Here is a 12,299-nt window from a genome sequence, read left to right on the forward strand (position 1 = left end):
GGTAGAAGATGTCGATGTCGGCCTCCTCACCGCTGACGATCAGGGTGTCCCACGCCCCGCTCTCCTGAAGCGTGCGCAGCGTCTGAGGGGCGAGTGTGGCCAGGTGGGCACGCAGGACCTCGTCGGTGGGCATGCCCGGGAGGCGGGACGACAGGCGCTCGCGGATGGCGATCATGCGGTCGAGCAGCAGGTCGAGGTCGGAGCGGCGCGCCGCGGAGCCGTCGTCCGGCTCCATGCTGCGGGCGACGATGTCCTTGATGGCGCGGGTGACCCCCTCGTCGTCTGTGGCCACCATCGCGTTCCAGGCCCGGGACTTGTGCCGGTACTGAAGCATCGACATCGCCGCCTCGTGCCGGATGAAGTCGGCGTCGCGCAGCGGCCGGCCCTGCCAGACGCGGCTGAGCGAACGGGCGAGTGAAGTGGCCGACGCCAGACCGCTGTTGAGGCCGCGGCCGGGCCAGAAGTGGATCGCGTTCGCCGCGTCGCCCAGCAGGAAGCCGAAGGTTCCCGGGGTCTTCGCGGTGGGCCGGCTGAGCTGGGCCGTGAAGCGCGGGCGCTGCACCATGTCCAGGCGGAACGAGGTGACCGCCGACAGGTCCTCCTCGGGCACCGCGAACATCTTCAGCCCCTCCAGGATCCGCTTCCACAGCGGCGAACCCTGAAGCAGGGCCGGCAGGAACAGGGTTCCGTGCGTGGGGCACGTGAACTCGTTGTGCTCGCCCCGGGCCATGACACAGGGACGGGCGGCGATGCACTCCTCGAAGACCTTGCGGACCGGATCGATGCCGATCACGTCCTCGGCCTCCTCGCGGGTGAGCCGCATGTTCAAAAAGCCTTCGCCGCGCAGCGAGTTGAGCAGGAATCGGTTCTGCGACACGGTGAGCAGGACACTCATCGGGTCCGGCAGTGTCGACTTCACCCGCAGCCCCAGCACGATGTCCCGCAGGTGCTCGCCGTCGAGGGAGTAGATCGAGGCGTCGGCCGCCCCGAAGCGGTCGGCGAAGTGTTCGCGGGTGCGGGAGCGCCCGCCCTCGGCGATGACGAGGACGTGCTCCTGGGCGAGCCGGTTCTCCTGCTCCTCCACGTCGAAGCGCTTGGGGACCAACCTGATGGCCGCACGCTTGTTGGCCAGCTCCAGCAACTGGTCCTCGACGTAGGCGATGCGGATGTTGCGCGGCGGACGGCCGTCCACGGAGTCCGGTCCGACGGGCCACATCTCCGAGAAGTCACTTGTGTTGTCGAACAGCGCCGAGCGGACCTCCTCGGACAGCGCCAGGTACTGCCGGCTCTGCACGGTCACCACCTGCTGGCGCCGTACGTTGCCGTGGCTCTGGTCCTTCCAGACGATCGTGGAGCCTTCCTTGCGCCACCGGGCGTCGTACACGGTGATCTGCGCACGCCCCGGGAGTTGCTCGTCCAGCGCCAGGGCGAAGGCGAGGCCGACCGGACCGCCGCCTGTGACCGTCACGCGCAGGGTGCCGGGGTCGGCGGTCGGGTCGAGGCGCGGAGAGTTGAGCAGGGAGAGGTCCATGACCGTCTCCATCGCTTCCTGCGCCTCGTAGAGGAAGGTCTCGTCGCCGATCCGTATGCAGTCGTTGGGGCGCAGAACGTGCCGCGTGATGCGTTCGTCGTTGACATACGTGCCGTTGCGGCTGTCCCGGTCGTACAGGACGAACCCGGCGTCCTCCGTGACGATCTCGGCGTGCAGGCGGGAGGCGTTGGCGCTCACGAGCACGATGTCGTTGTCGCCCTTACGCCCCAGGGTCAGCGGTGCACCTTCCAGAACCACACTCTGACCGGTGAAGGGGCCTGTACGTCCCACGATGATCGACGGCACCTGCGTACTCCTTGGGAACGGCATTCGACACGGCGAGGGTGAACTCCCCCGCGACATACACGTCAGTATGACCCGCCCCGGTTCAACCGATCTTGCTTCTCTGAGCCGGGGCGACCGTATCCGGCCGCTCCGTCACCGTCTATTCGCACGTCACCGAGAAGGGCACCGTGTTCGAGGTCGTCCCCTGGGAGCCCTTGACCTCCACGCCGATCTCGCTGGTGAAGGTTCCGGCCTTGGAGTAGGCCGTCAGCCGCACGACGTCCTGGCCCGTACGGTCCCCGCCGCTCGGGAAGGAGAGGGAGCGCCACTCGTGATCGACCACCGAACCGTCCTTGGACACCCACCGATAGGTGATCCTGGCCGGTGCCTCGTCCACGGCGAACGTCGCCGTGAAGGTGGGGGCCTGGTCGGCCGGCGGCGAACACTGACCTACGTAGGTCGTGTTCGCGCCTGTCACCGTCGCACGGACCTGCTGCGAGGTGGAGTCGGCCTTGTCGTTCCCTCCCTCGTCATCGCCGCGATTGACCAGCGCGTAGCTCAGCCCTGCGATGAGCACGGCACACGCCACCGCTCCGGCGATCAGGGCCGCGGTGCGTCGGCGGCGGCGCGGGACTTCGGCGGGCTGCGGCTCGTAGGGGATGGGTGGGCCGAAGGCGCCGGGTGGAGCGGTGGCGGTAGGCGGTGCCGCAGCGACGGGCGGTGCGGCGGCCGCGGGTTGGCGCGCCGCGGTCGCGGCGGGCGTGGGTCCGGGCGCGGATTGAGCGGGCTGAGTGGGCTGAGTGGAATGAGTGGACTGAGGGGACTGAACGGGCTGGGCAACCGATGTCCCGGTCACGGCGTGCGCCGCCGCCGTCGTCGTACCGGCACCGGCGGTCGGAGCGTCACCGGCAGTCGGTGTCTCACCAACCGTGGGAGAGTCCCCGGCAGTCGGCGTGTCACCGACCGTAGGAGTGTCACCGACCGTGAGAGCTCCGCCGTCCGTAGGGACCTCCGAGGCGCCGGCGGTGGGGGCTTCCAGGGCCGTACTCGTGGGCGCTTCCTCGGCAGCCGTCGGGGGCGTCGCGGCCGTACCGCCCGCCGCGATCATCCGCAACTCCCGCTCGGCCTGCTCGGCAGGCATGCGCTCGGCGGGCTCCTTGCGCAGAAGCCCCTCGATGACCGGGGTGAGCGGCCCGCACCGGCGCGGCGTCGGGGGTTCCTCGTCGACTATCGCGCGCAGGGTGCTGAGCGGGGTGTCCTGACGGAACGGAGAGAGGCCCTCCACGGCCGCGTAGAGCAGAACGCCGAGCGACCACAGGTCGGACTCGGGACCCGGAGTGCGGCCGAGGGCCCGCTCGGGCGGGAGGTACTCGGGGGAGCCCACGACCTCGCCGGTCATGGTCAGCGAGGAGTCGCCCTCGACCATGGCGATGCCGAAGTCGGTGAGTACGACGCTGCCGTCGTCGCCGAGCAGCACGTTGGCGGGCTTCACATCGCGGTGCAGCACCCCCTCGCCGTGGGCGGCGCGCAGGGCCGACAGGACCTCGGCGCCGATCTGCGCCGCCCGCTTCGGGGTCAGTGGTCCGTCGGCGCGCAGCAGGTCTCCGAGCGAGCGGCCCCGCACGAGCTCCATGACGATCCAGGGGCGGCCGTCGTCGGTGGCCACGTCGTAGACGGTCACCACGTTGCGGTTGGGGATGCGGGCGGCGGCCCAGGCCTCGCGCTCCAGCCGGGTGTACATCCTCTCGATGTGCGCGGCCGACAGTCCGGCGGGGGCACGCACCTCCTTGACGGCGACGTCGCGGTGCAGCGTCTCGTCGCGCGCCCGCCACACCGTCCCCATACCGCCCTCGCCGAGGCGCGACAGCAGCAGGTAGCGGCCCGCGATCCTCCGCTCCTGGTCCGGTGGCACCTGTACGGCCTCCTTGTTGTGCATCCGGACGGCTCTCCCTCTCCTCGTGCGGCGGCCGGGGCGATTGCCGATGTCGCCCTCGTGCAGCAGCCCCGTTTCCCCGTATACAGCGCCCGACAGCGAGCCCGCCACCCCGCGGGCGGCGTCCAGCGTCGTGGCCGGCGATCACCGACTCGGCGCGGACACATGATGTCGCACGCGCCCCGCCGGTCGTCATGACCCCCGCCTGTACTCCCAGTGAACGCGCCGTCCCTCTGGGAGAGTTCCTCGCGCCTAGGCGTCGCGGCTGTAGCGCCCGCCGCTTCCCAGGCCTTCCAGGAGCAGCATTGTGCTACACGCGCACGCAGGTTCGAATGGTTCGCCTCACCGTGAAGAGTCTTCGGCCGGTCGGCGAACAGTCGCCGCAAGGCGGCGCGCGGACCTGGTCGCCCACGTCATCCCATCGGGTGAAGGCTGCTCAATTTTGATTGAGCTGAGTAGTTGTGTGCGCTCCACTGTCTTTGCCTGGCGCTGTCAAGCGGCCGGCTCGGGGACATGCCGAACCGACCCCACGAGACGTTGCAACAGGACTGTCAGGACCACCGAAGCGGGGAACGTGGGGACGTTCCGACGCCTGCCGCTACGAGCACTCTTCCGCCTCCCGGCTGTCGCTGACCACGACGGGCGGTGGAGCCGATGACCCACCGAAGCGCGAGTTCGCCCCGACCGACCTGCCGGGCGCACGTCGCGCTGACACTCCAAGCCGGGCGCTCTGCCATGCGCTGACCATCGCGGCTGCGCCGCGCACATGTTGAGGGGGACAACAGGTATGACCGGACTCACCAACTCGACCCGGGCGATCCTCAAAGCGACCTACACCCAACCCGTCCCGTCCGCCGTGCCTGCCGAGCCCGGTATGCACACCGGGCCGGGATCGGCGATGTCAGTGTTCGCGAAGCTGAACTTCATGAGATCCCTGCGCCTGACCCGGCCGGAGATCGAGGCCATGGCGCAGCGGCTGCCGGGCGAACACGCCGAACTCTCCGAGGCGTTGGAGACCATCGCGCCGTCGCTGGTCGACCGGGGCCCGGCGGCCGTCGCGAGCACCGCCAGGCTGTACGGGGGTATCGATCCCCGGACGCTGGCCGCCTTGGGGCGGGTCGTCGCGGACCTGCGCGAGCCGAAGAGTACGGCGGCCCATCCGGCGGCGGACAGCCGGGCCACCGATGCCGGGCCCCCGAGCACGGCCCCGGCTCCGTTGGGTACCGAACAGCCCGACGCATCTGACGTCGATCTCCTGGTCGACCGGTTCGTCGAGGAGGCCGGTATCCAACCGGTCGGCTGGCTGCATCTTGAGCGGATCGAAATGCAGCCGGTGGGCCTCGAACGCGGCGAACTCGTCTCGACCATCCCCATGGCTCCGGGCGAGACCGCCCGAGTGAGCCACAAGGAGTGGTCGACGCAGAGCGAGGAACTGTCCAGGATCGTCACGGACGAACTGGAGACGTACGCCGAGAAGGGCGTGGCCGAGAAGACGGACGTGGCCATGTCCACCGCCAACGAGTCGAAGCGCGACACCAACCTCAACTTCGGGGTCACGGCCAGCGGCAGCTACGGCACGGTGTCGGTCACGAGCACCCTGAACTACGGCGTGTCCACCTCCGACCACGAGTCGCGCCAGGCAAGCACCAAGCACGCCACGGAGATCACCTCCAAGGCGTCCTCCCGCTCGCGCAAGGAGCACAAGGTCTCCTTCCGGACCGAGACACGCCGCGGCGAGGAGGACGAGGCGGCCCGCGTGATCACCAACAACACGACCCGGGTGATGCGCATCGACTACTACCGGATCATGCGCAAGTGGCGCGTGGACCTCATGCGGTACGGCCTGCGCATGACGTACGACCTGGTCGTGCCCGACCCGGGCGGCGCGCTGCGCCGGCAGCTGATGGAACTCGCCGAGATCGACAAGACCCTCGCCACCCCCTACGAGTTCCCCTTCGGCATCGACCAGATCGCCCGCCACAACTGGATGTCGCTCGCGGCACGTTACGGGGCACCTGTCACGGCGCCGCCGGCGGAAAACCTCAATCCGCCCGACTACACCTACGAGTTCCCCTCCATCATCGAAGAGGGGGACGCCGTGAAAACCCGGTACCAGTCCTGGCAGATCGACCTGCCGGAAGGCTACGAACTCGTCCCGACCCTCTTCGAGGTCAACTACTACGGATGGCAGCSCGCCGAACTGGCCCGCTTCGACGTGCTCGGCGACGAGGCCCCGGAAGTGACGGCGACCCCCGTCGGAGCGGAACTCAAGGGGCGCTACCTGTCCGCGCTGGCGCACCTGAACGGCAAGGCGGGCCACATCTCGATCCAGTACACCCACCGCAACGTCAGCTGGGCCGGCTTCCGGCTCGCGGCCACCTTGCGGTTGTCGGCGCACGCGTACTTCGCCTGGCAGCTCGACACCTGGCAGAAGCTGCGGGAGGCCGCCGAGCAGCAGTACTACACACTCCAGCAGCGGCTGCGGGACCGCCGTGAGCAACTCCTGGCGGAGCTGAGCCGGGACGACACCCTCACGCTGCGCCGTGCCGAGCGCGAGGAGCTGATGAAGCGGTCCCTGCAGTGGCTCTTCGGCAGCGACTTCGACACGGCACCCGACGAGATCGACACCGTGCTCGCGGCACTGGGCACCAACGGCACACCGACCTGGACCGACGACATCGATCCGTCCGCCCTTCCCTTCGGCCCTGATGTGTGGCTGAAGATCAGGAAGTTCGGCGAGTTCGTCAAGTTCCTGCACCAGGCCGTCGAATGGGAGAACGTTCTCTACTTCCTCTACCCGTACTTCTGSGGGTCGGAGAAGCTCGCCGAGGTGAAGCGGCTGTTGTGGCACCCCGACCCGCTGCGTCGCGAATTCCTGCGGGCCGGCGCGGCACGTGTGGTGCTGCCCATCCGGCCGGGATTCGAGCGCGCCTTCTCCCGGCTGATGTCCACCGGCCGCCTGGACGGCGACGGATCGCCGGATCCCGAGGACCCGCCGTACATGAGCATCGCCCAGGAGATCGAGGCCTACGCGCGGACCAACTATCCGGGGATCCCGCCGGCGAATCCCGACATCGCCGCCCGGGCCCGGCCGCTGCTGACGGTGAACCAGCAGCGCGCGTGGCGCGAGATCGGCGTCATCGTCGACGCCCTGGAGAAGTACGCCGAGAAGGCGAAGCAGCGGGACGACCCGACGTGGCGCGGAGCGCCGATCGAACCGGAGTACTACCCGACCACCAGGCAGGGCCTGCGGGTGCTGCTCGACACCCGTCCGAACCTCACCGTCACCGACCCCTGGGGCAAGCCGTACCTCTACCAGAACCCCGGGCGGACCGCGCCGTTCGTGGTCTCCAGCCAGGGAGCGGACGCGTCCGCGGGCGGCACGGACGAAGGGCGGGACATCTCCACCGACGCGGAGGGAAATCTCGTCGGGACCTGGTTCGAGTACACCCCGTGCAGTGGCCTCGACATCGAGGTCGGTTCCGACTTCGGCGACAACGGATAGCGGGACGGCCATGGCGGACATCCAACTGCTGGGCAGCTACTGCTCGTTGCCGACCCGGAAAGTCGGGGCCGACGGCAAGGGGGGCATCGATCGGGTGCGCATGGATCTGGAGGCGCGTACGGCGGAGTGGTACATGGTGGAGTGCTTCACCAGGTACTTCAAGCAGCGCTACCCGGACTCCGAGGTGATCAGCGAGATCAGCTACCTGGACACGAAGCGGTTCCGCGGCGCGATGGCGATCCTCGTCAAGTGGATGCTGGCGGAGTACCGCAATGTGCTCAGTCGCAAGGCGCTCAAGAAGAACATCACGTCGCAGCGGGCCGGTGGGCGGCTGCGCTCGGACATGCTCGGTGTCCGGATCGAGGGGTCGACCATGATCCTCGAACTGGTCGAGGTGACCACGGTCGGTGAGGCCGCCGACGCCGAGGTCGAGGACGTCCAGCACAAGATCGACACCCTGAACCGATACGTCGTCGGCGAGGCCCTGAAGGAAATGCTCGCCGTACAGCGCAGTGGGCTGGTCAGCATCGGTGCCCCCACACAGATTGACGTACGCCGCTCGACCTGGCGACCGTACTGGAACGAGCTGTACTACCCGCTCGTCCCGACCCAGCCCGCCACCGGCGCTCCCGGGAGCGTCAAGTTCGAGTGGATCTGCTACAAGCCCACGTTCCGTCCCGACGGCATCGGCAAGGACGGCCTGGTGCTGTACGAGATCCACTCGACGCCGCTGCCCCAGGGTGTCCCCGTCGAAGTGCTGAAGAGAGTCGCCCGGAGGCTGCGCGAACTGGAGAACCAGCACCAGCTCGTTCTGCTGCCCGCGATGCAGCAGTACTGGGACGACAACGCCGCCGACCGCAGGGAACTGCAGAAGTGGCTCGCCATCGGGCTGGGCGCGGCCCTGATCGTCACGCTCGTGGTGATGGCCTGGCCCGCTGCGGTACCCCTCGCCGTGGGTGCCGCGGAGGCGACGGAAGCGGCGGGAGCGGCCGCGGCCGTGGCGGACGTGGCGGGAACCGCGGGTGCGGCGGCCGACGCGGCGCAGCTGGCCAGTGCGGTCAGCTATGCCGACGGGGCGTCGAAGGTCGCCACATTCATCGAGAAGGCGCAAATGGCCCTGCGGCCCGTGCTGGCTGCCGGGGTCGCGGGGGGTGTTGCCGGGGTCGTGGGGAACCGCTGATCCGGTGATGCCGGGCCGGAGTCCGGCGCGGGGGTCCGTCGGCCGGTCGTGAGCCGAGTGCGTGGGCGTGGCTTCACCGGGCGGCATGTCGTCGACGAAACCCGGCTGATCGCCGCCGCGTTCAGTTCGGCGTTGACGGCTCGGCTGCCTCCGCGWCCGGCGACGTGTCCGCGTCGGCCGGTGTCGGGTCGGGCTGCCGGCCGGCGTCGGGCAGGGCCTGTTCGGCCCAGATCACCTTGCCCTGCGGGGTGTACCGGGTGCCCCAGCGCTCGGCCATCTGCGACACCAGGAACAGGCCCCGGCCTCCCTCGTCCGTCGTCGCGGCGTACCGCAGATGCGGCGAGGTGCTGCTGCAGTCGGCCACCTCGCAGATCAGCGTCCGGTCGCGGATCAGCCGCACATGGATCGGCCCGGCGCCGTAGCGGATGGCGTTGGTGATCAGCTCGCTCAGGATGAGCTCCATGGTGAAGCCGAACTCCGACAGGTCCCACTCTTCGAGCTTCTCGGACACGGCGTCGCGCATCCCCGCGACGGCCGCCGGGTCCGGTGGTACGTCCCAGTCGGCGATCCGGTCGGGCGGCAGTACCCGCGTGTGGGCGACGAGCAGGGCGACATCGTCCTTCGGGCGCCCGGGAAGCAGGCTCTCCAGCACGTCCTTGCAGGTCTCCTCGGGCGACCGGCCGGGGTGGCCCGACAGCGCGTCGCGCAGCAGCTCCATGCCCACATCCAGGTCGCGCTTGCGGTCCTCGATGAGGCCGTCCGTGTACAGGACGAGCTGGGTTCCCTCGTCGAGGCGCAGCTCCGCCGTCTGGAACGGCATGCCGCCGAGCCCCAGGGGCGGACCGGCCGGCACGTCCGGGAAGGTGACGGTTCCGTCCGGCTGGACCAGCGCGGGCGCCAGATGCCCCGCACGCGCCATGACGTAGCTGCGCGTCACGGGGTCGTAGATCCCGTACAGGCAGGTGGCGCCCACGACGCCCGCCGCGCTCTCTGCCGCCTCGTTCTGGTCGATGCCCCCGACCAGGTCGTCCAGATGGCTGAGCAGCTCGTCGGGGGGCAGATCGAGGGCGGAGAAGTTGTGCACCGCGGTCCGCAGCCGTCCCATCGTGGCGGCGGCGTGGAGGCCGTGGCCGACCACATCGCCGACGACCAGTGCCACCCGGCTCCCCGGCAGGGGAATCACGTCGAACCAGTCTCCGCCCACGCCCGACTGGGCCGGGAGATAGCGGTAGGCGATGTCGAGGGCGTTCTGCTCGGGCATGGCCTGTGGCAGCAGGCTGCGCTGCAGGGTGACTGCCAGGGCGTGCTCGCGGGTGTAGCGGCGGGCGTTGTCGATGCTTATCGCGGCACGGGCCACCAGCTCCTCCGCCAGCGACAGGTCCTCCTCGTTGAAGCGATCATGCTCGTGCGCACGCCAGAAGTTGGCCATGCCCAGCACGACGCCGCGGGCCTGGATGGGGGCGGTGATCAGGGAATGGATGCCGTAGTCGATGATCGCCTTGGCGCGCCCCGGGTCCTGTACGCGCCAGCTCGTGGCGGTCGGCAGATCGCTCACCAACTGGGAGCGGCCGCTGCCGTAGCCGCGCGCCTGGGGCGTGGAGGGAAGGTACGCGAAAAGCCGGCCCTGTTCGGAGAGCGGATGGTCGTCCTGGATGCCGGACACGGCCGCGCGCCGCATGTCCGTGGCCGTGGGGGCCGGCTCCTCGCCGTGCAGGACGGCGTCTGCCAGGTCCACGGTGACGAAGTCCGCGAAGCGGGGAATGGGGACCTGGGCCAACTCGTCGGCGGTGCGCAGCACGTCCAGGGTGGTACCGATGTGCAGTCCCGCGTCGTACAACAGCCTGAGCCGCTCCCGTGCCACCTCCGCCCTGCCGGTCACCGCCTGCAGCTCGGTGGAGTCGCGCAGCGTCACCACCATTCCCTTGGGGCCTCCCGCGCGGTCCGTGGGCCGCTGGTTCACCGCGAGGAGCCGCTCTCCCGCGAGGTACACCTCGTCGGTGGCCTCGCGCCCGGAGGCGAGCAGCGCCCTCGTCTCGGGATCGAGGCCCGGCAGCTCCGTGACCAGCCGTCCTTCGACGTCCGGGGGCAGCTCCAGCAGTCGTCTGGCCTCGTCGTTCGCCAGCATCAGCCGCCCGTCGGCGGCCACGATCAGCACACCTTCCCGAACGGAGTGGAGCACCGTGTCGTGGTGCTCGTACATCAGGGTCATCTCGTCCGGGCCCAGGCTGTGTGTCTGCCGTTGCAGCCGCCTGCCCACCAGTGCCGTCACACCGGTGGACAACACGAGCGCTCCGGCCCCCGCGCCCAGGATGATCGGTAGCTGCCGGGCCAGCTGACTCTCGACGTTCTTGACCTTCATCCCGGCCGAGACGAGGGCCACCACCGTGCTGTCGGCGTTCTCGATCGGGACCGTGGCCTGCACCTCGCGACCGAGCGGGCCGTTGACGTTCTCCACATAGACCTTCCCCGCAAGCGACGGCCCGATCTCGCCCACGAAGCGCTTTCCGATGCGGTCCGGCAGGGGGTGTGTGTACCGGATGCCCTTGGTGTCCATGACCACGATGAAGTCGACACCGGCGGCTCGGCGTGCCGCCTCGGTGAGCGGCTGGAGAATCTTGCTCGGATCCGGGGTCTGCAATGCCGCCAGGACGCCCGGCGCGTGCGCGAAGGTCTGCGCCACGGCCGTGGAGCGGCGCCTGGCCTCGGCGCTGTTGTCCCGCTCCGACTGCAGGATGAGAGCGAAGACGCCGCAGGCCACGAGCAGCACTACGAGAGCCACCTGGAAAACCAGCACCTGCCCGGCTACGCTCCGCGTGCTTCTGCTGATCAGGCGCCTGACCGATAGATGTGGAAAACGGGCGAAACGATTCGCCATGCGACCTTTTTAACATCGGTGATCCCAAGTGGCCAGGGGTCCGCCCGATCCATACTCGGCTGACCTCGCGCGTCTGAGGGGCCGTACGCCGCATGGCCTCGGCCCCTCCGGGCATGGTCATCCGCCGCGGATTCTCGCGTGCGGCGCATCGTTTTCCCGCACTGGATGCCCGCTCCGGCCGACATGATGCAGTGCCCGTTTAGGTCGATATGATGCATTTTGTGATCATGTCTGCACGGCTGCGGCGCCGTCGCCCCGCCTACAGCGGTCGATGGGAAGCTGCCCGGCTGTCACCCGTGGTCCTGACCGTCCTCATCGCCGCCCTCGCGTTCTCCACGCCCAGGGAGATCGCGGTCAGCCGCCTGCTGCCGGCCGCCCCCGCCCTTGCCGGCGCGATGTGGTCCGTACTCCCCACGATGCTGCTCGGGGTGTTCTGCCTGGCGCTGATGATCGTCCTCAGCTTCTTCTACACCGACCTGGGGACGCAGTACACGGCGGCCGCGATCATCGCGGTCACCTTGGCGGCCGCCTACGGCAGTCATGTCCGACTTCAGCGAGAGGAGATCCTCTTCCAGGTCCGGCTCGTCGCCGACGCGGCCCAGAAGGTGCTGCTGCGCCCGCTGCCGCGCCGCATCGAGGACGTCGAGATCGAGTCGCTGTATCTGGCCGCCCAGGAGCAGGCCCGGATCGGCGGCGACTTCTTCGAGGCGATCGGTACGCCGCACGGGGTCCGGCTGCTCATAGGCGACGTACGGGGCAAGGGCCTGTCCGCAGTGGGGGCCGCCTCGGCGGTGATCAGTTGCTTCAGGGAGGCCGCGTACGACGAGCCSGACCTGGAAGAGGATCTCCTCTCGCTGAAGTCGGACATGACTGCCGTAGGCGGCCGCCAAGGTGACCGCGATGATCGCGGCCGCCGTGTACTGCGTCCCCAGGTCGGTGTAGAAGAAGCTGAGGACGATCATCAGCGCCAGGCAGAACACCCCGAGCAGC

At 69.3% G+C, this 12,299-nt stretch carries 6 protein-coding genes; 3 read left to right on the top strand and 3 right to left on the bottom strand.

Annotated features, from left to right (window positions below; genetic code table 11):
- Both EAO75_RS15175 and EAO75_RS15180 read right to left on the bottom strand, forming a co-directional pair.
- Nucleotides 1-1,837: FHA domain-containing protein (locus tag EAO75_RS15175; protein ID WP_147995598.1), on the bottom strand; the 1,837-nt coding region annotated here is incomplete at its 3' end.
- A 139-nt stretch (nt 1,838-1,976) separates the two neighbouring features.
- The gene (locus tag EAO75_RS15180; RefSeq protein ID WP_147995594.1) at nt 1,977-3,752 is read right to left on the bottom strand and encodes a serine/threonine-protein kinase; all 1,776 of its coding nucleotides are present in this window, start codon (nt 3,750-3,752) and stop codon (nt 1,977-1,979) included.
- A 784-nt stretch (nt 3,753-4,536) separates the two neighbouring features.
- Here EAO75_RS15180 and EAO75_RS15185 point away from each other — a divergent pair.
- Together EAO75_RS15185 and EAO75_RS15190 are read left to right on the top strand one after the other, a co-directional pair.
- Nucleotides 4,537-7,254: a type II secretion system protein GspG gene (locus tag EAO75_RS15185; protein WP_147995595.1), complete on the top strand. Its 2,718-nt coding sequence runs from the start codon at nt 4,537-4,539 to the stop codon at nt 7,252-7,254.
- 10 nt (nt 7,255-7,264) lie between these two features.
- Nucleotides 7,265-8,434, top strand: coding sequence for a hypothetical protein (locus tag EAO75_RS15190; protein ID WP_147995596.1), 1,170 nt, complete (start codon nt 7,265-7,267; stop codon nt 8,432-8,434).
- Between the two features lie 121 nt (nt 8,435-8,555).
- Here EAO75_RS15190 and EAO75_RS15195 read toward each other — a convergent pair whose 3' ends face one another.
- Nucleotides 8,556-11,309: a SpoIIE family protein phosphatase/ATP-binding protein gene (locus EAO75_RS15195; RefSeq protein ID WP_187284451.1), complete on the bottom strand. Its 2,754-nt coding sequence runs from the start codon at nt 11,307-11,309 to the stop codon at nt 8,556-8,558.
- A gap of 221 nt (nt 11,310-11,530) precedes the next feature.
- On the opposite strand from EAO75_RS15195, the gene EAO75_RS15200 reads away from it, so the two are divergent.
- On the top strand, nt 11,531-12,299 hold a 769-nt coding region (locus tag EAO75_RS15200), incomplete at its 3' end, for a SpoIIE family protein phosphatase (RefSeq protein ID WP_410092325.1).

It is taken from the genome of Streptomyces sp. UW30 (assembly GCF_008042075.1).
Lineage (GTDB): Bacteria > Actinomycetota > Actinomycetes > Streptomycetales > Streptomycetaceae > Streptomyces.